13 protein-coding genes are annotated in these 20,372 nt (G+C 69.2%); 6 read left to right on the top strand and 7 right to left on the bottom strand.

Annotated elements, in window-relative coordinates; all coding sequences use genetic code 11:
* The first annotated feature begins 236 nt into the window (after positions 1–236).
* The 6 genes from ACFXJ5_RS37595 (at position 237) to ACFXJ5_RS37620 (ending at position 11,682) form a co-directional block, all read left to right on the top strand.
* The gene (locus tag ACFXJ5_RS37595; protein WP_384641810.1) at positions 237–2,633 is read left to right on the top strand and encodes an MMPL family transporter; all 2,397 of its coding nucleotides are present in this window, start codon (positions 237–239) and stop codon (positions 2,631–2,633) included.
* A gap of 185 nt (positions 2,634–2,818) precedes the next feature.
* Positions 2,819–4,126 (top strand): sensor histidine kinase, encoded by a 1,308-nt coding sequence (locus tag ACFXJ5_RS37600; RefSeq protein ID WP_384641813.1) that lies wholly within the window; start codon positions 2,819–2,821, stop codon positions 4,124–4,126.
* The gene (locus ACFXJ5_RS37605) at positions 4,123–4,779 is read left to right on the top strand and encodes a response regulator (protein WP_384641816.1); all 657 of its coding nucleotides are present in this window, start codon (positions 4,123–4,125) and stop codon (positions 4,777–4,779) included. Before ACFXJ5_RS37600 ends, ACFXJ5_RS37605 begins: the two co-directional genes overlap by 4 nt.
* A 109-nt stretch (positions 4,780–4,888) precedes the next feature.
* Positions 4,889–5,815, top strand: coding sequence for an SGNH/GDSL hydrolase family protein (locus ACFXJ5_RS37610; RefSeq protein WP_384641819.1), 927 nt, complete (start codon positions 4,889–4,891; stop codon positions 5,813–5,815).
* A gap of 1,152 nt (positions 5,816–6,967) precedes the next feature.
* Positions 6,968–9,169: an RICIN domain-containing protein gene (locus ACFXJ5_RS37615; protein WP_384641822.1), complete on the top strand. Its 2,202-nt coding sequence runs from the start codon at positions 6,968–6,970 to the stop codon at positions 9,167–9,169.
* Between the two features lie 761 nt (positions 9,170–9,930).
* On the top strand, positions 9,931–11,682 hold the full coding sequence (locus ACFXJ5_RS37620) for an RICIN domain-containing protein (protein WP_384641825.1): 1,752 nt from the start codon (positions 9,931–9,933) through the stop codon (positions 11,680–11,682).
* A gap of 703 nt (positions 11,683–12,385) precedes the next feature.
* On the opposite strand, the gene ACFXJ5_RS37625 is transcribed toward ACFXJ5_RS37620, so the two are convergent.
* From ACFXJ5_RS37625 to ACFXJ5_RS37655, 7 genes are all read right to left on the bottom strand, one after another.
* Entirely contained in the window at positions 12,386–13,441 is a 1,056-nt protein-coding gene (locus tag ACFXJ5_RS37625) for a PfkB family carbohydrate kinase (protein WP_384641828.1), read from the bottom strand.
* Positions 13,438–14,067, bottom strand: a complete 630-nt coding sequence (gene eda, locus ACFXJ5_RS37630; RefSeq protein ID WP_384641831.1) for a bifunctional 4-hydroxy-2-oxoglutarate aldolase/2-dehydro-3-deoxy-phosphogluconate aldolase — start codon at positions 14,065–14,067, stop codon at positions 13,438–13,440. The genes ACFXJ5_RS37625 and eda overlap by 4 nt, the downstream gene beginning before the upstream one ends.
* On the bottom strand, positions 14,064–14,825 hold the full coding sequence (locus ACFXJ5_RS37635) for an SDR family oxidoreductase (protein ID WP_384641834.1): 762 nt from the start codon (positions 14,823–14,825) through the stop codon (positions 14,064–14,066). The genes eda and ACFXJ5_RS37635 overlap by 4 nt, the downstream gene beginning before the upstream one ends.
* Entirely contained in the window at positions 14,822–15,868 is a 1,047-nt protein-coding gene (locus ACFXJ5_RS37640; protein ID WP_384641837.1) for a zinc-binding dehydrogenase, read from the bottom strand. The genes ACFXJ5_RS37635 and ACFXJ5_RS37640 overlap by 4 nt, the downstream gene beginning before the upstream one ends.
* Positions 15,865–16,230: an amidohydrolase family protein gene (locus ACFXJ5_RS37645; RefSeq protein WP_384641882.1), complete on the bottom strand. Its 366-nt coding sequence runs from the start codon at positions 16,228–16,230 to the stop codon at positions 15,865–15,867. Before ACFXJ5_RS37645 ends, ACFXJ5_RS37640 begins: the two co-directional genes overlap by 4 nt.
* A 231-nt stretch (positions 16,231–16,461) precedes the next feature.
* Positions 16,462–17,787: an L-fuconate dehydratase gene (locus ACFXJ5_RS37650; protein ID WP_384641840.1), complete on the bottom strand. Its 1,326-nt coding sequence runs from the start codon at positions 17,785–17,787 to the stop codon at positions 16,462–16,464.
* Positions 17,788–17,854: 67 nt separating this feature from the next.
* Complete coding sequence (locus ACFXJ5_RS37655) at positions 17,855–20,182, bottom strand: beta-xylosidase/alpha-l-arabinosidase (RefSeq protein ID WP_384641843.1); 2,328 nt, start codon at positions 20,180–20,182, stop codon at positions 17,855–17,857.
* Between the last annotated feature and the right edge of the window lie 190 nt (positions 20,183–20,372).

A 20,372-nucleotide genomic window follows, 5' to 3' on the forward strand; every position in this document is an offset into this window, starting at 1 on the left:
ACTCCAGTACCGCAGCGACGTAATCGACGGCTGCCTCACCGGAACCGGACTCGTCCGCACCCCACCATGACGACATCACGCATTCAAGGTCAGTAGTACTGCGGTACTAACCGCAGCCCGTCGATTCGGTCCCACAGGAGGCAGGGAGCGCGAAGAACCGCCCCTAGCTTGAGATCAAGGGTCGATTCGGGCCCCGGCTCACACGTAATGATCTCTTCTCCTGGTGGGAGTAACCCGTGGCCACCTTCCTTTACCGACTGGGACGGCTCGCCTTCCGGCGACGACGCGTCGTCCTGATGTTGTGGATCGCCGTCCTGGCCGCCGTAGGCATCGGCGCCATGAGTTCCACCGGCTCCACCTCGGACAGCTTTACCCTGCCCGGCACCCAGTCCCAGAAAGCCATCGACCTGCTGGAGAAGGAGTTCCCGCAGGCCTCCGCCTCGGGCGCCACCGCCCGGGTCGTCTTCGAAGCCCCCGCCGGGCAGAAGCTCACCGCCAGCGCCAACAAGGCCGAAATCACATCGCTAGTGGCCGAGCTGAAGACGTCGCCGCAGGTGGCGAGCGTCTCCGACCCGTTCACCAGTGGTCTGGTCAGCAAGTCCGGCAGCATCGCGTACGCGCAGGTCTCCTACAAAGTCGCCAAGTCCGACGTCAGCAGCCCCGCGCACGACGCTCTGAACAAGGTCGCCGAGGAAGGCAAGAAGGCCGGGCTGACGGTCAGCATGGGCGGTGACGCCGTCGAGGACAAGGCGGCCAGCAAGGTGACCGAGCTGATCGGTCTCGCGGTCGCCGCCGTCGTCCTGGTAATCACCTTCGGTTCGCTGATCGCGGCGGGGCTCCCGCTGCTGACCGCGATCCTCGGCGTGGGCGTGGCGGTCATGTGCATCACCATCGCCACCTCGTTCGTGGACATGGCCTCGGCGGCTTCGACCTTGGCTCTGATGCTGGGCCTGGCGGTGTCCATCGACTACGCCCTGTTCATCGTCTCCCGCTACCGCAACGAGATCCGCGACGGACACGATCCGGAGGAGGCCGCCGGACGGGCTCTCGGCACCGCAGGCTCCGCGGTGGTCTTCGCCGGCCTCACCGTGATCGTCGCTCTGGGGGGTCTGAGTGTCATCGGCATCCAGATGCTGACCTCCATGGGCCTGGCCTCTGCCTTCGCCGTCGCCGTCGCAGTGGTGATCGCGCTGACCCTGCTGCCCGCGATGCTGGGCTTCGCCGGGACCCGGATCATGAAGGGCAAGCTCCTCAGCCGCCGTATGCGGGCCCTGGAGGAGCGCGGCGAGGGCAGGCCGATGGGCGTGCGCTGGGCGAAGTTCGTCACCCGCAACCCGGTGAAGGTCCTCGCCGTCTCGGTGATCGGTCTGGGTCTGCTGGCCGTTCCGGCCATGTCGCTGCGCCTGGCCCTGCCCGACGACTCCATGAAGTCCCCCGGCAGCACCCAGCGGGTCGCCTACGACACCCTGAGCAAGGGCTTCGGGCCGGGCTTCAACGGACCGCTGACCGTCGTCGTCGACGCCCGCGGCAGCGACGACCCCGAGGCCGCCGCCAAGGACGCGGTCACGCTGATCGGCAAGCTGTCCGACGTCGCCACGGTGCGTGACGCCGCGTTCAACAAGGCCGGCGACGTGGCCCTGATCGGGGCCGTCCCCAGGAGTGCGCCCAGCAGCCAGGCCACCAAGGACCTGGTCAACGACATCCGCAACCAGAATGCCGCCCTGCACAAGGAGACCGGCGCTGACCTGATGGTCACCGGAGTGACCGCCGTCAACATCGACGTGTCCACCAAGCTCGCCCAGGCCCTCATTCCCTACCTGGCCATCGTCGTCGGCCTCGCCCTGATCCTGCTGCTGCTGGTCTTCCGCTCGGTCCTGATCCCCCTCAAGGCCGCCCTCGGTTTCCTCCTCAGCGTCGCGTCCACCCTCGGCATCCTGGTCGCGGTCTTCCAGTGGGGCTGGCTGAAGGATCTCTTCGGCATCGACGAGACCGCGCCGATCGTGAGTGTGCTGCCCATCCTGCTGATCGGCGTGGTCTTCGGACTCGCCATGGACTACGAGGTCTTCCTCGTCACCCGGATGCGGGAGGAATACGTCCACGGAGCCCATCCCACCGAGGCGATCGTCTCCGGCTTCCGGCACAGCGGCCGGGTGGTCACCGCCGCCGCGGTCATCATGATCTCCGTCTTCTCCGGCTTCCTCCTGGACGACGTGGCGCTGATCAAGTCGATCGGCCTGGGCCTGGCCTCCGCCGTGTTCTTCGACGCCTTCGTGGTCCGGATGACCATCGTCCCGGCGGTGATGACCCTGCTCGGGCGCCGCGCCTGGGCCCTGCCGAAGTGGCTGGACCGTGTCATGCCCAACGTGGACGTCGAGGGGGAGAAGCTGCGCCACGTCCTGGCCGCCCAGCAGGCGGGCGCAGCGGTCCATTCCGACAGCGGTGCCGCGAGCCCGAGTGCCAGTGCCTCGCCTGTTCTTGTCGGCGTGGGCGGCCCTGCCGAGACGGGCGCGACTGCGCCTGCCGGACAGTCCCCCGGCCGGATGCGAGGACTGTCCGGGCTCAAGCCCCGCCGGGCCGGCAAGTCCAACGACAACACGCCCACCGACACGACCGAGTCAAAACCTCGGCAGTGAAGGAGTTGCGGAAGAAACTGATCCGCAAGAGCTGACGGGACCGAGCCACAGCGACAGCTGCGGGCCACAGCTCCATCGCCGACGGATCGGCCGACTCCCACCGGCCGACTCCCCAGCCCCGCCCGCCGGTCCCATCCCCCCGGGGACCGGCGGGCGGCCTCCCGACCCGCGAAGGACCCCCCTCCGTGACCGCACCGAGCGCACCCGCGCAGGCCCCCCGCCCGGACAACGACCAGGTGCTGGAGACCCTGACCAGCGATTCCGAGCAGCGCGTGATCGCCTCGGTCATCTTCCGGCCCGCCGCGTTGCGGCGGGCCGACCGGGCCCACCCCAGGGTCCGGCACTGGGGGGTACCGGCTTTCTGCGCCGCGCTCGGCATCAGCTCCTACCTCAACCCCTACAACATCGGCGATGTCCCGGCGCAGCTGGCCCTCATCGTCGCCTTCACCGTCCCGCTCCTGTGGCGGGAACGCCGACCCATGCTGGTCTTCGCCCTTACCACCGCCGCATCGGTGGCGGCCCTCCCCCTGGGGGTACTGACCGGCGCCGAGTCCGCGCGCGTCGTGGCCCTGTTCCATGTCGGCCGCCACTGCACCCCGCGGCAACTGGCGCTGGCCCTCGGTATCACCACCGCAGAGCTCGTGGCGTGGGCAGCCGTCTTCTGGAAGGGCGGCCAGCTGGAACACGCCACCCGACCGGAGGTCGTGACCCTGATGGCAATGACCGCCATGGCGGCGTTCGCCGCCCTCGGCCTGCTCAGCAGACTGGCCAACGCCTACATCGACGCCCTGAAGAAGGAACGCGATCAGCAGGCCCGCCTCGCCACCGCGCAGGAACGCGCCCGCGTCTCCCGGGAGATGCATGACATCCTCGGCCACACCCTCGCCGTCATAGTCGGCCTCGCCGACGGGGCCGCCGCCCTGGCCGCGACCAAACCCGAGCGCGGTGCCCAGACACTCCGCATCATCAGCGCCAGCGGCCGTGACGCCCTGGACGAACTGCGCCGTCTCCTCTCCGTCATCGGCGAGGACAGCGACCGTCCGGACGACGCGCCGCTCGCTCCACAGCCCGGCCTGACCGACATCGACGCCCTGCTCGACCGTGTCCGCTCCGCCGGTCCCACCGTCGCCCTGGAGACTCACGGGAACCTCGCCGGCCTGCCCCCGGGCCTCCAGCTCTCCGTCTACCGCATCGTCCAGGAAGCCCTGACCAACACCATCAAGTACGCCGCCTCCGACACCTCGGTCCATGTGTCCCTCGCCGCCGGCCCGGACGCCGTCCATGTCACCGTCGAGGACACGGGCCCGTCCCGGACCCCCTCCACAGGCCGTCCGGGCGCGGTCGGCGGTCGTGGCCTGGTCGGCATGCGTGAACGTGCTGCCCTCTATCAGGGCAACGTCACCGCAGGCCCCAACGCCCATGGCGGCTGGACCGTCCGCGCGCTCCTCATCCCCAACCCGCAGCCCAACTCCCCGGAGAAGCACGCCTCATGACCACCGTCCTCATCGTCGACGACCAGGCCCTGCAACGCATGGGCTTCAGCATGCTCCTGGAGGCGCAGCCCGACATGACCGCCGTCGGCGAGGCCACCAACGGCAGCGAAGCGGTCCGCATGACGGCCGAACTCCGACCCGACGTCGTCCTGATGGACGTCCGCATGCCCGGCATGGACGGCATCGAGGCCACCCGCCGCATCGTGGAGTCCGGCGGCCGCTCCCGCATCCTGGTGCTGACCACCTTCAACCTCGACGAATACGCCTACGAAGCCCTGCGTGCCGGAGCCAGCGGCTTCCTACTCAAGGACGCCCAGCCCGACGAACTCGTCGCCGGCGTCCGCGCGGTGGCCGCCGGCGACGCCGTCATCTCCCCCGGCCTCACCCGCAAGCTCATCGACGCCTTCAGCGACCGCCTGCCCGGCCACTCCCCTCAGCAGGAGCGCCGCCTCGCCGACCTCACCCAACGCGAACGCGAAGTCCTCACCGCGATCGCCTCCGGCTGGACGAACCAGGAGATTGCCGACCGGCTCCACCTGGCCGAATCCACCGTCAAGTCCCACATCGGCCGCATCCTCACCAAGATCGACGCCCGCGACCGCGTCCAGGCCGTGATCTTCGCCTACGACACCGGACTCGCACGCCCGGCATGAGCCGACCCGCCGCGCTCGCCCGAACCCCCGAGGGCCACACCGACACCGCTCCGTGTTTACCGAAACGTCCCGACAGCCCGATATCCGTAACGAAGAACAGGACACAGCAATGGGACCGTTGGCACGAACCGGCATAGGTGTGGCCCTGGCGTGCGGGGTACTGGTCACCGCCGTCAGCATCGGACAGAACTCCGACAGCCACGACAAGAAGGAGACGCCCAAGGGGCCGTACGTCGCACTCGGCGACTCATACACCTCGGGCCCCAAGATACCGCCCCAGACCGGCACGCCGGCCGGCTGCGACCGCTCCGGCCGCAACTATCCGGCCCTGGTCGCCAAGGACCTGGGCCTCAAGACGGCCGACTTCCATGACGTCAGCTGCAGCGGCGCCACCATCTCCGAACTCACCACCCCCCAGTCCACCGGCAACGGCACCAACCCCGCACAGCTCTCCGCACTGGACAGCACCACGAGGCTGGTCACCCTCGGCATCGGCGGCAACGACATCGGCTTCAGCTCGATGATCACCAAGTGCGTCACCACCGGAGCGCTCTTCAAGCTGGCCGACCGCATCACCGACGTCACCAACAAGGCACCCTGCGAGGAGAAGTACACCTCCGGCGGCACCGACACGGTGGCCCAGAAGATCCGCGCCACGGGCGACCGCCTCTCCCGGGCACTGACCGAGATCGAACGCCGCGCGCCCGAGGCCCGGGTCTACGTCGTCGGCTACCCGGCGATCCTGCCCTCCAAGGGCACCGACTGCGGCCGCGACCTGCCCATCGCCCCCGGCGACGTCACGTTCCTGCGCCAGAAGCAGCAGGAGCTCAACTCCATGCTCGGCGAACGCGCGCGGGCCGCGGGAGCGACGTACGTCGACACCTTCACACCCTCCACTGGCCACGACGCCTGCTCCCCGGCCGACACCCGCTGGATCGAGCCCCTCAACCCCACCAGCCCGGCAGCCGTCGTTCACCCCAACGAACTCGGCGAACACGGCATGGCCACCGCCATCCTGGGCGTCCTCAGCAGCTGAGGACACACCACAGTAGGGGGAGTCGCGGGGCCATCAGCAGGACACCCACATCGACCTCCCCCGTTCCCCCGCAACTCCGGGCGCGCCTGCTCGAGTGGAGCGCCCGCCCGGTCCGTACCGGCTGCCCGTGGGGACAGGCGCCCGATACGGGTGCAGGGCCCGGCATCCGAAAGAGCCGACTCGGCGGGGTAGTTGCGCCACATGTCGAGGATGCCCGGCGGGCTGACGACGGCGGGATTCCCCGGCCCAGGCGAAACACCCGCCCTGCCCTCCGACGACACCTTGGCGGCGGCCCCGGCTCACCCACCGCCGGGGGTGATACCGGCTCCGTTCGAGGAACTGCCGCTGGAGTCGACCGGGCCATCATGCAGATGGCCGAGTGCCGGCTCCTGGCGAGGCAGCGCGGCGAGTTGCCGATCTGCCTCGCGTTGCGGACCTCGGCCTCCGCCACAATCACGGCCCCGTCAATACTCGGTGGTGGGCAGCATTCGAAACATTTTCGGAAACACACCGGTGACAAAGGTGGCCGCAGTCTTAATAATCTCTCTATCCGGCTCATGTCTCATCGGCCACAAGCCACATGCAGGAGTAACTGCCGCCGGCCTCACCCCCGTTTCAAGGCGGTTCCGTATTCGGGTCCTGCCCAGCGAGCCCCGATTACACGGCCACCAGGTGACCGCGGCTCTGGGGCCGCAGCAAATCGAGGAGACACCAGGGACCTCAGTAAACCTCGTCACAGCCGCGCGGTAATGATCGGCGCGGGCATTCCGGCCTCGGCCATCGGGCAGACGCACGGCCTTCCGCCCTCTACGCACCGCAGTCCGATGTGACCCGATACAGCGCGCCGCCCCCGAAAACCGTCGACCCCCTTCTCCCTGGCTCACCGGAGCAGCAAACGGTGCTGCCACCAGGTACGCAGATCGCCGGGCTTCACGGACCGGTCGGGAAGGACCTCCGAACCGGCAAGGACCACTCGGGCTGAATCACAGTCGGGGCCTTCCACCAACAGTCATCGTCAGGAACCGGACTTCACCCCGGCACATTTACAGGACGCAGGCCGTGAGTGGCTTGCGAAGGTGATTCCCCCATCCGGTCGCAGGGCGTCTTTCCCCACGCGCCATGGCCGGCTGACCTACGCTCAGAGGAACTGCAATGACGCAATCCTTGGTACGGAAGGCTGTCGCGGCAGCGGCAGCCATAGGCATCGGCGTGGCATTCGCCATCGCCTCCGCGGCGGGGGCATCGGCGTATCAGCCGAGCTCGTCGAACTTGTACGTGTCGCAGGACAGCTCCACGTGCAACAAGAAGCCCTGTGTTCTCTACCCGAAGTCGGCCCAGCTTCCGAGCGGCCGGATCGTGGCGTCGTTCGAGAACAGCAAGGGCGACCCGGTGGGACAGACGCTGCCCGTCTACAAGAGTGACGACGACGGCACCACATGGCAGAAGCTGACCGACCTCCAAGCCCCCGCCTACCTGTCCGGCGACTCCCAGTACGCGAAGTACACGAGCAACTGGACGAACCCGTATCTCTACGTACTCCCGCAGAACGTCGGATCCCTGACGGCCGGCACCCTGCTCCTGGCGAGCGTCGTCTCGGGGGACGACGACGACTACTACTACAAGGAGCGCGGGGCCGCCGACCCCAACTGGACACCGACCGCCGACGGCGACCGCAAGGACGTGGCGATCGCCTTGTACTCCAGCACCGACGACGGCGCGACCTGGAGCTTCCAGAACATCATCGCCGCCGGTGGATGGTCGGGCAGCCGCGTCTCGAACGCCAACACCTACGCGCAGTCCGACCCGGTCTGGGAGCCGTACCTGATCGCCCGGAACGGCCAGCTCGTCGCCTACTACTCCGACGAGCACGACTACCTCAGCTTCGACGCCACCACCGGAGTACCCACCCGCGACCCGGACGACGACACGGCCACGGACTCGTACAACCAGATCCTCGTGCACAAGACCTGGAACGGCAGCAGCAGTACGTCCTGGAGCAGCCAGCCGATCGTCGATGTCCCGGGCACGACCGAGAACCTCAACGGAAAGACACTGATCGGCAACGGCCGCCCCGGTATGACCACGATCGCCCCGACCACCGACGGCAAGTGGCTGCTCACCTACGAGTACTGGGGCGGGGGGACGAACGTGAGATACAGGCTCGCGGACGACCCGCTGAAGTTCTACCCGAACAGTGTGACGGACCTCCCGATCACCAGCCTGCCGGTGCCCTCCGGAGGACACACGCTGTCAACGAGCGGCAGCCCGGTGCTCGTCCCGATGCCGGACGGGCGGATCCTCTACAACGCGGCCAGCAGCGGCAGCATCTGGGTGAACGAGTCCGGCAAGAGCGACGGCACCTGGAAGGAGTACCAGACGCCGGTCGCCGCCGGTTACAGCCGCAATCTCCAGTACGACCAGGGCACGGGACGCGTCGTCATCCTCCAGGCCGACTTCGGCACGGGCTACGGTCCCATACGCTACGGCGAGGTCGACCTCGGCCGCTCCGACGGCACCTACAACACCCTCGTCAACCGCGCGACCGGCCAGGCACTCAGCCCCGACGCCGGCAAGACACAGGACGCCAACCTCACTGGCGACGTCCCCGACCTCGTCCTGCGGGACCGCAATGCCACGGACGACACCCAGCGCTGGCACCTGACCGCCAAGGGCAATGACGTCACCCTGCTCAACAAGGCAGGCGGCCGTTCGGCCGCCATCTGGACCGGCAGCGCCACAGCCGGACAGAAGCTCGCGCAGTGGGTCGACGACGGCGCCACCGACAAGCAGTGGACCCTCGTCGCCTCGACCGACGGCTACTACAAGATCCGTTCCGTCCGCAACACGAGCCTGTTCATGACCGGGGCGACCCAGAACGGCGCTGTCGACCTCGAGGCATCGATCGACGCGTCCGGCAATGCCTCGGCGGACGACTCGCAGGAGTGGCAGCTCGTCCAGGACCCCCTGCCGACGGATTCGTCCTTCACACTGAAGGGAAGCAACTCCGGCCGCTGCCTCGACGTGCCTAACGGCGCGACGGGTGTGCAGGTGCAGATCTACGACTGCTCCGGGAACGCCAACCAGCTGATCACGCAGACCACCGCGGGCGAACTCCGCGTCGCCGGCAAGTGCCTCGCCGCGGACGCTGACGGCACCACCGCGGGCACCAAGCTCATCCTGTGGACCTGCAACAGCAAGAACAGCCAGAAGTGGTGGTTCCGTCTGGACGGATCCGTCATCAACCGCTCCAACGGTCTCGCCATGGACGTCACCAACTGGGGGACGGCCAACGGGTCGAAGGTCCAGCTGTGGACGGCCCTCGGCAACGCCACCCAGACGTGGAGCCGTAACTAGCCCACACCAGCGGGGTGCGGCCGGATGGTGAGGTGCACGCCAAGCCCGGCTCACTGCCCGCCGTCATGTGGACGACGATCACGCCTGTGGCGCAGGCAGTGGACCTCGCCGAGTGGGACCGCGCATCGTTCGGCTCTGTCGCACTTTCGGCGGTCACGGAGAGTACCGTGCCCTATTGCCGAAAGGCTTTTGCCGCCCGAGCGCGACAGCGAAGAAAAGTCATGACGCGCACTCACGCCCGGCCGTCGTCCTGCCACGAAACGCTTTCGCAATCGTGGCGACCCCTATGGCTGCGCCCGTTCGGGTCCCCCCGTAGCTTTCATCCCACTGCGCGCCCGAGACATCATCGGGCGGCGAACCGAAAGACAAACCGAGCGGTGGACAGATAAGCATTTCACAAGCCATGCACGCGCACGCTCACCAACCAGGAAAGCTCTCGCCCAAGGGCCCGACTGTACCGAGGCACGAGCCGGCCCACAGGCTCGGTCAGAGGCTCCGGAAGGGAACTGGAATCTTTGCGTAACTACGCATTGCCCGGCACTCTTCCCGTCATCTAGCTTTCCAATTGCCGCGGCGCCGGCGGGACGCCCCATGGTCCGGGAGAAGGCAGGACCGCCTCCATATGGGCGCCATCAAGACGAGATCCGGGAACTGTCGGCAACAACGTCCAGGTCCTCTCTCGCGTCGGTCTCCGGGCTCCGATCCTCACCATCTTTCCAGGAGGGAAAATGAAAGGTAAGCGAATAGGGTTGCGTAGAGTCGTGGGCGCCGTCCTGGCCACCGCCGCGGCGCTGTGGACGTCGGCGATGCCTGCGCAGGCATCCACGCCGACTCCCGCCACTCTCTACCAACTCCCGAACACCGCATCCTGCACGAAGTCGATCAACAACTGCGCCCTCTACCCGAAGACGGCTGTGCTGCCGAGCGGACGCCTCGTCGCCGCGTTCGAAAAATCGACGGTTACCAGCTCGGGCTCGGCCGACGGCCAAACGATTCCGGTGTACAAGAGCGACGACAACGGCACGACGTGGCAGTCCCTGGCCGATGTCAAGGCACCGGCGTACGCATCGTCGAACCCCGCTTACTCGCAGTACGTCAGCAACTGGACCAACCCGTATCTGTACGTGCTGCCGCAGGCGGTCGGCAATCTCGCCTCAGGCACACTGCTGATGGCCACCCTCGTATCAGGCGACGACTACAACTACCTCGATCAGAAGGCAACCAACCCTGGTTACACACCCACGCACGACGGCGACCGCAGCAACACCGCGATTGCGCTCTACTCGAGCACCGACTCGGGTTCGACGTGGAATGTCGTGAACATCATCACGACGGGCAGCTGGTCGAACGGGTTGAACTACCCGGCCACCGAGAACACGAACCACCAGAACGACCCCGTGTGGGAACCGTACCTGATGGTCTACAACAACCAACTCGTCGCCTACTACTCTGACGAGAACGACTACACCGGTTATGACTCGACGACGGGCGCTCCGACTCTCGACCCGAACAACAGCACGACACCGGACGCCAATACGCAGATCCTCGCGCACCGGACATGGGACGGCGTCAGCTCTTCATGGAGCAGCTCAGTCGTCGATGTCTCCGGAACGACGGTCACCAATTCATCCGGGTACAGCGAGATCGGCGGTGGTCGCCCGGGCATGACCAATGTCGTCCAGACCAGTGACGGCAAGTGGATGATGACCTTCGAATACTGGGGCGGCGGCGACAACGTCCGCTACAAGGTCGCCAGCGATCCGCTGCACTTCTATTCGGTAGGCGGCACTGCAGGCACCGGCGTCACCTCGCTTTCGGTGACGTCGGGTTCCAGTGCCCTGTCCCGTGGGGGCAGCCCGGTGCTCTTGCGCATGCCGAACGGGCGGATCCTCTTCAACGCCGCAGGTAGCGGGGACGTTTGGACGAATGCCAGCGGGAGCAGCACCGGCGCGTGGACGCAGCAGCACACGACGATGGCGTCCGCCTACAGCCGCAGCCTCACCTACATCCCCAATACGGGCCGAGTCGAGATCATCGGCGGAACAACCACCATCTCCTACGCGGATATCGACTTCGGAAACTCCACGGGCTCGTACTACAAGCTCGTCAACGTCAACAGCGGTAAGAATCTCGGCGTGAATGCCGCTGACCTCCACGACGGGCAGAACGTCGTGCAGTGGACCGGCAACGGGTCGGCCGACCAGTTGTGGCACGTCACAGATCTCGGCAACGGCTATAACACGCTGCTCGACAAGAACAGCTGCCGGGCCCTCGGCATCTTGGCGGGCAGTACGTCAAGCGGCGCGAGCGCCGTGCAGTGGGTCCAAAACGGCAACAACGACCAGCAGTGGCAGTTGGTCGCAATCGGCTCCAACTACGAGCTGGTGAACCGCAATTCCGGTCTCGCCCTCAGCGTTACCGGAGGATCGACCAGCGACGGCGCGCAGATTGTCCAGCAGACGTATACCGGCGCCTCCTCCCAGCAATGGTCCTTGGTGCTGGTTTCGTCCTAGACGCCGGCATCGCTCGTTGGGCAGTACACCAAGGTGGGAGCCCGGCGGCTGCCGGGCTCCCACCCGCCGTGCCCAAAAAGGGCACTGCGTCCCGTCAGCGCCGGTTCGACCGCAGGGCGGCGGTCGAGTACTGCCGCCTCGGCTTGACTCTCTCGGTGATCCTGTAACTGTCGGTTCAGCTGCCGGCGGCCCGGGTGGGAGTCAGGCCTCCAGCTACACCGCCGAACCCGGCACCCAACTCGGCGTCCTGAACCGGCTCGGCTCCTTCCGCTCCGGCTACGAGACGGTCAGTGGACGGGTCAACGGCCAGTGGATCACCCGGCCCGGCAAGAGCTGACCGCTTGACGGCAGTTCTCCCGGGCGCCGATCCTGGAGAACTGCCGTCACCGGGAGTGCGCTCGGCAGCTCTGACCAGCGATTATGCGGTACGAAACCGCCCCGACCCGATGTCACACTCCCTTACCCCCGGATGCGCGACACGGTCGTGCGTTCGTACACACCCGAACCCTCGGGGCAGCCGCTCCAGATGCTTACGGGGCGTCGTGTGCAGAGGTTGCCGATCGCGGAGGCCCCGAAACCGAGTTCGGTGAGCTCGACGCGCGTTCGCGCGATCTTCCGTTGTCGCAAGGTGCGGCTAATGGGCTGTCGCACGGTGTGTCCTCGGGGAATGCGGACGTATGCGTCCGCCGCGTGGCGCGGCCGGTCAGCGTCTGACGGCGGCCCAGCCGCCTTCGATCAGCGCCTCGACCTCGGCGAGAGAGGCCATGGAGACGTCGCCGGGCGTGGTCATGGTGAGGGCACCATGGGCGGTGCCATAGGCGAGGGCGCCTTCCAGACCGGCACCGGCCAGCAGGCCGTGGATCAGCCCGGCGGCGAAGCCGTCGCCGGAGCCGATGCGGTCCAGGACATGAAGACCTGGCATCCGGGGGCCGGTGACGACACCGGTCTCGGGTGACCAGGCCGCCGAGGACCAGTCGTTCACCCCTGCCGACGGCACGTCGCGCAGGGTCGTCGCCAGCACCCGCGTACCGGGCAGCCGGTCGGCCACCTCGGCGAGGGCGTCCGGCAGTTCGTCGACTCCGACGCGTGTCTCCGCGGGGCGCCTTCCGGCCAGGCCCAGGGCGCCGACCACGACGTCGGCGTGTCGGGCGAGCCGCAGGTCCACCTCGCGCGCCCGGTCGGCTCCGCCCCGGCCGTCCCACAGGCTGGGGCGGTAGTTGGGGTCGTAGGAGACCGTCACGCCATGCCGCCGTGCCGCCGCCATCGCCTCGTCCGCGAGGTCCGGCGTGGTGTCCGACAGGCCTGCGAAGATGCCTCCGGTGTGGAACCAGCGCGGGCCCGTCGCGAAGAGCGCCTCCCAGTCGACGTCGCCCTTCCGCAGCTGGGAGACAGCCGTGTTCGCCCGGTCGCTGACGCCCAGCGCGCCGCGGACGCCGAAGCCGCGTTCGACGAAGTTCAGGCCGTTGCGGGCGCTGCGGCCGATGCCGTCGCCGGGCACCCACCGGATCAGTGAGGTGTCGACGCCGCCTTGCAGGATCAGGTCCTCGGCGAGCCTGCCCACCGCGTTGTCCACCAGGGCCGTGACGACGGCGGTCCGCAGGCCGAAGCAGCGGCGCAGACCACGTACGACGTTGTACTCGCCGCCGCCTTCCCAGACCTGGAACGAACGGGCGGTGCGGATCCGCCCCTCGCCCGGGTCGAAGCGCAGCATCACCTCGCCCAGGGCGATCACATCGGGAGCCCGGCCCTGCACGGTCACTGAGTACTCCTTTCGACGGCTTCGGCGGTCAGCCGCCGGATCTCCTCGAAGGCCCCGCGTTCAAGGTGGTCGGCGGTGGCCATCCAGCTGCCGCCGACGGCCAGGACCGCCGGGTGGGCGAGATAGTCGATCAACCGGCCGGGGCCGATGCCGCCGGTGGGGACGAACCTCACGCCGGGGAACGGGGCGGCCAGCGCCTGGAGCATCCCTGTCCCGCCCAGGTGCTCGGCGGGGAACAGCTTGACGGTGTCGACGCCCGCCCGCAGCGCCTGCATCAGCTCGGTGGCGGTGGCGATGCCCGGCACGACGGGTATCGCCAGCTCCCGGCACTTGGCGACGATGTCCGCATCGAATCCGGGTGACACGACGAAGCGGGCGCCGGCCTCCACGGCGCGCTCCGCCTGCTCGGGTGTGAGCACCGTGCCGGCGCCGACGGTCAGCCTGCCGTGCGCCGCCATCGCCTTGAGGACCTGCTCGGCCTCCGGCGTGCGGAAGGTGACCTCGGCGCATCGCGCGCCGCCCGCCGTGAGCGCGTCGGCCAGTGGGATGGCCGAGGCGGCGGAGGGCACGGTCAGCACGGGCAGGATCCGGGTGCCGGACAGTACGGAGGCCAGTTCGGCGGTCATCGGCCGAGCCACCCGCCGTCGACGGGCAGCATGGTGCCGTGAACGTAGGCAGCGGCGTCGGACGCCAGGAAAACGGTGGCGCCCGCGAGGTCGTCGGCCGCGCCCCAGCGTCCGGCCGGGATTCGGTCCAGGATCGCCCTGCTCCGAGCCGGGTCGTCCCGCAGTGCCTGGGTGTTGTCGGTGGCGATGTAGCCGGGGGCGATGGCGTTGACGTTGACTCCCTGCGGGGCCCATTCGTTGGCCAGGGCCTTGGTCAGGCCGGCGATGCCGTGCTTGGCCGCGGTGTAGCCGGGGACGGTGATGCCGCCCTGGAAGCTGAGCAGCGACGCGGTGAAGATGATCTTTCCCTGGCCGCGGGTCACCATGGCCGCGCCCACTGCCCGGGTCAGGGCGAACTGGGCATTGAGGTTGACCTGGAGGACCAGCTCCCAGTCGGCGTCGCTGTGTTCGGCCGCCGGGGCGCGGCGGATGGTGCCCGCGTTGTTGACCAGGATGTCCACCGGCCGCTCACGCGCGGCCAGATTCTCGCCCAGGGCCCGTACGGCCTCGGGGTCGGCGAAGTCGGTCCGGATCGCCTCGAAGGTACGGCCCGCGGCGCGCACGTCCTTCTCCACCGCGCTACCGGACTCCTCCAGGCTCGCGCTGACGCCGATGACGTCCGCGCCGGCCTCGGCGAGCGCGCGGGCCATGGCCCGGCCGATGCCACGCCGGGCGCCGGTGACGACGGCGAGCCGTCCGGTCAGGTCGAAGGGGGTCATGCTCGTGCTCCCGTCGTATCGTTGCCGCAGTCCACGAGGATCTTCATCACGTCGCCGCCGCCCTCCAGCGCCTCGAACGCGGCGGGCGCCTCGGCCAGCGGGACGATCTTGCTGATCAGCCGGTCGGCGGGGACGGTGCCGTCCGCGACGAGCGCCACCGCCTTCTCGAAGTCGGAGCGGTCGTACAACCGGGCGCCGACGAGGGTGAGTTCGCGCCAGAAGAAGCGGTGCAGGTTCACCTCCCGAGGCTTGGGATGAATGGCCACCAGGCACAGCCGGCCGCGTACACCCAGCACATCGACGGCCGTGTCCACACCGGCGGCCGCGCCGGACACCTCGAAGGCGACGTCCGCGCCCGCGTCACCGGTCCACTCCCGGACCAGCTCGGGCACGTCGACCGTCGCCGGGTCCCAGGAGGTCAGCCCCAGCTCCCCGGCAAGCAACCGGCGATGGGCGCTCAGCTCGACCACACGGACCTCGGCTCCGGCGGCCCGTGCGACCAGCGCGATGAGGACACCCACCGGTCCGCCACCGACCACCACGACCCGCTCGCCGTCCCGCACTCCGGCCCGGCCGACGTCGTGCACGGCCACCGCGGTGGGTTCGACGAGCGCGGCCCTGTCCAGGGGGACGGATTCCGGGAGACGTACGACTGTCGAGGCGGGCACGGTCCAGCGCTGCTGCATCGCGCCCGGGGAGTCGATCCCGATGAAGTCCAGGTTTTGGCAGACGTGTTGGTGGCCCTTCCGGCAGGCGGGGCAGGTGTCGTCCCAGCGCAGCGGCATCACGGTCACCGCGTCACCGGGCCGCCAACCCTCCACGTCCGGCCCCACGCGTACGATCCGGCCGGACATCTCGTGCCCGAGGACGGCGGGCACGGCGACCCGGGCGTCCATGTCGCCGTGGAAGATGTGCAGATCGGTGCCGCAGATACCGACGTAGGCCGGGGCCAGCTCCACCTCGCCGGGGCCGGGCGGCGAGCCGGCGGCGGGCGAGGTGTCCAGGGTCCGGGCGGCGAGGTAGCGGACTGCGAGTGTCGTCATCGTGGTGTCGGTGTCCCTTCAGGGTGAACGCCGGTGGTGCTGGTAGGCGTGGGTACGGATGCCGGCGTGGGCGCCGGGCGGTAGAAGGCGGTCGCCGTGCCGGCGAGGGCCGCCTCGGTCTCACGTGCGGGGCACTCACCCAGGAGCTCCTCGACGGTGGCCGCCCACCGGTTCCAGTCGCCTGCGAGGGCGCAGACCGGCCAGCCGGAGCCGAACATCAGCCGCTCGTGGGCGGCCTCTGTGACCAGCCCGGACACCTTGCACCGCACCTGCGGATGCTGGGTGAGCAGCTCCACCTTCGCTTTCCAGCCGGTCAGTTCGCGCTGCGCGATGGGCGGCTTGCCCGCGTGGTCCAGGATGATCGGAAGGCCTGAGAGGCGTTCGAGCCAAGCGGATCGCCTGGGGGAACTGGTAGCCGCGGATGAGCAGGTCGTAGCCGAGTCCGCGCTCCTGCACCGCCCTCAACCCCCGCTCCGCTGCAGGGCGTTGCAACCACTCCGGGCCCGACACTCGTAGGCCGGCTCGTCCAGCCAGGACAGCGCGCGGCAGTCGAGGTTCCACACGTGGCGGTGGGCGTCCAACAGTGCCGCGCGTCAGACACGGGAGGACCAGACCGGGCCGTCGGGGTAGGTGAACTCCTTCAGCGACTCCGGGTGCATCTGCGCGCTCAGTCCGGGCACGGTCGGCGCGAGGTAGTGGCCGTCGGCGATGCGGACCGGGTCGACGAAGTGCTCGTGGAGATGGTCGACGTACTCGATGACCCGGTCCTCGACGGTGCCGGAGACGGCGACGTAGTCGAACATCGACAGGTGCTGCACCATCTCGCACAGGCCCACGCCGCCCGTGTGGGGGCAGACCGGCGCCCCGAACTTCGCCGCGAGCAGCAGGATCGCGAGGTTCTCGTTGACCCCGCCCACCCGGGCCGAGTCGATCTGCACGATGTCCACCGCGCCCGCCTGCAGCAGTTGCTTGAAGACGACCCGGTTGGCGATGTGCTCGCCGGTGGCGACCTTGATGGGGGTGACGGCCTTGCGGACCGCGGCGTGGCCGAGGATGTCGTCCGGGGAGGTGGGCTCCTCGATCCAGTACGGCTGGTACGGGGCCAGCTCACGCATCCAGTCGATCGCGGGCTGGACATCCCAGCGCTGGTTGGCGTCCACCGCGATCCGAATGCCGTCGCCGACGGCCTCACGGGCGGTCCGCATGCGCCGTACGTCGTCCTCCAGGGACGCACCGACCTTCAGCTTGATCTGGGTGAAGCCGTCGGCGACGGCCTGGCGGGCGAGGCGGGCCAGCTTCTCGTCGGAGTAGCCGAGCCAGCCGGGAGTGGTGGTGTACGCGGGATATCCGCGCTCCAGCAGGCAGGCGATGCGCTCCTGACGGCCCGGTTCGGCGCGGCGCAGGATCTCCAGGGCCTCATCGGGGGTGAGGGCGTCGCTGAGCCAGCGGAAGTCGACCTGGGCGACCAGCTCCTCCGGCGGCATCTCGCCGAGGAACCGCCAGACGGGCTTGCCGGCGCGCTTGGCCGCGAGGTCCCAGGCTGCGTTCACCACCGCGCCGGTGGCCATGTGGATGGCGCCCTTCTCCGGGCCCAGCCAGCGCAGTTGGGGATCGTGGACGAGGGAGCGGGAGAACGCCCCGAGGTCGGCGCAGACCTCCTCGACGGACAGGCCGACCACATGCGGGGCCAGGGCCGCGATGGCGGCGGCCTGCACGTCGTTGCCGCGGCCGGTGGTGAAGGCGAGCGCATGGCCTTCCAGTCCGTCGGAGGCGTCGGTGCGCAGGACGACATAGGCGGCCGAGTAGTCGGGTTCGGGGTTCATCGCATCCGACCCGTCCAGGTGCTCGGACGTCGGGAAACGCACGTCCAGAACGTCCAGGGCGGTGATGCGGGCGGATGTGGACACGCCAGACGGCATGGTGACAACTCCTGTGAGACGGGCGGTTGAGGGGCGGTTGGAGGGCGCGGCGTGCCGCCGGGGCAGGTCAGTCCTGCAGCACGGTGACGGGGGTGGTCATGGTCCGGGTGTGGTCGACGATGCGGGGGTCGCCTTCCAGCTTCACCTGTACGGAGGAGCCGGGGTCGCCCGCCGACTGGGCGACCGTGAGGACGATCCAGCCGGGTTCGACCCACCTGCGCAGGTCCCGCCCGGTGAAGCTGGTCATGTCCGCGTGGACCTCGAAGCGCACCGTACGGCTCTCCCCGGCAGCGAGGTCGACGCGGGTGAAGCCGATCAGCTGGCGGACGGGCCGGGTCACGGAGGCGACCGGATCGGTGAGATAGAGCTGGGGCACCACGGTGCCGGCCCGGGAGCCGGTGTTGGTGACGCTCGCCCATACGGTGACCGATCCGTCGACCGCGACGGCGGCCTCGGTGGCCTTCGCGCCATCGACGCTGAACGTGGTGTAGGACAGGCCGTGTCCGAACGGGAACGCGGGGGTCGGGTCGATGTTGCTCACACCGTCACTCTTCAGGGCGAGCGGGGGCGCCAGGTAGGTGCCGGGCTGGCCGGCGGCGTCACCCGGGATCTGGACGGGCAGGTGCCCGGAGGGGTTGACGCGGCCGGACAGCACACCGGCGATCGCCGCCGATCCCTCCTCACCTGGGAAGAAGGACTGCAGTGTCGCCTCCGCCCGCCGGGCGTGCCGGCCGATCGCGTAAGGGCGGCCCGAGAGTACGACGAGGACGGTCCGGTGGGCCGCGTCGAGTACGGCGTTCACCAGGTCCTCCTGCACTCCGGGGAGCGTCAGCGCGACGACGTCGCAGCCCTCGCCCGACGTGCCCTCCCCGAACATCCCGGAGCGGTCGCCGACGACGAGGACCGTCAGGTCGGCCGCCGCGGCAGCGGTCACGGCCGCGTCGATGCCGCTGCGGTCGTCCCCGGTGACCGCGCACCCGGCCTCATGGCTCACCACGATGCCGGGGAACTCCTGCCGGATGCCTTCGAGCACCGTGGGTGCGTCGATCCCCAGAGTGGTGTCGGGGTGGTGGGGCAGGACGTGGTTGGGGAAGGAGTAGCAGCCGAACAGGCAGCGGGCGTCGTCGGCCACGGGGCCGATCACGGCGATGGAGCGCGGGGCGGCGAGCGGCAGGACGCCCGAGGCGTTGTCGAGCAGGACAACGGAGTCCTCGGCCAGGCGCCGGGCCGTCCTGCGGTTGTGGAGGGAGTCGAAGTCCGCGGGGGCCGTGTACTGCCCGGGGTCCCAGCCTGGATCGAGGAGGCCGAGTTCGGCCTTCTGCGTCAACACCCGCAGGACCGAACGGTCGAGCAGGTCGGCGGAGACACGGCCGTCCTCCAGTTGGGCACGCAGGGGTTCCCCGTATCCGTGGGTGTGGGGCAGTTCGACGTCGAGTCCGGCCCGCAGGGCGGAGCCCGCCGCGTCGGCGACGTCGGCCGCCACATGGTGCATGGAGGCGAGGAACGCGACCGCCCAGTAGTCGGAGACCACGGTGCCCTCGAACCCCCAGCGCTCACGCAGCAGCGTGGTGAGGAGCGTCTCGTCCGCAGCGCAGGGCACGCCGTCGATATCGTTGTAGGCGTTCATCACCGAGCGGACGCGGCCGGTGACCACGGCCTTCTCGAAGGGCGGAAGGATCACGTCGGCCAGTTCGCGAGGCCCGAGGGCGGCCGGGGCGTGGTTGCGTGCCGCACGGGAGGTGGAGTAGCCGGCGAAGTGCTTCAGCGTGCCGACGACGCCGGCCGACTGAAGACCCCGCACGTAGGACAGCCCGAGCTCCGAGACGAGGTAGGGGTCCTCGCCGAGGGTCTCCTCCACCCGGCCCCAGCGGTAGTCGCGTACGACGTCCAGGACGGGCGCCAGTCCCTGGTGGACGCCGACGGCCGCCATGTCCGAGCCGATGGCCGCGGCCATCTGGTGTACGAGCTCGGGGTTCCAGGTGGCCGCCCAGGCAAGGGGGGTCGGGTAAACCGTGGCCTGCCAGGTGAAGAACCCGGTGAGGCACTCCTCGTGGGCGACGGCGGGGATGCCGAACCGGTTCGCTGCTACCACCCGGGCCTGCAGCTCCACCAGGCGCTCGCGCCCGTCCTCGGGGGTGACCGGCGCAGTGCCGAACACCCGGGTCAGCTGTCCGAGGCCGTCGATGATCGCCTCGTCGAAGCTGTCGGCGCCCCGGAAGGTGTCCTGCATGGGAGCGACGTCGCCGCCCGCGTCATGGCCCGGCCAGCTGCTGCCGAGCTGCGCGATCTTCTCGGACGTGGTCATGGCGTCGAGCAAGGCCCGGGCGCGCTCGGGTGCGGGCAGGGTGGGGTCGCTCCACAGCCCGGTCGTCGGGCGCTCCTCGCTGATCGTCAAGGGATCATCCGTTTCTGTCACAGGTGCCGCGAGCGGCGTGGTCGGAGAAGTCGAAGAAGGGCGGAGCGGGCAGGCCGGACGGGAGTCGGGCCCGGGCAGCGGCCCGGGGGAGCGGGCACGCGTGAGGCACCGGGAAGAGGCTGGTACTCGGCACCTGGCGGTGCCCGGGCCCGGCTTCGGGCGCCGTCTC

The organism is Streptomyces sp. NPDC059373 (assembly GCF_042751495.1).
GTDB lineage: Bacteria > Actinomycetota > Actinomycetes > Streptomycetales > Streptomycetaceae > Actinacidiphila.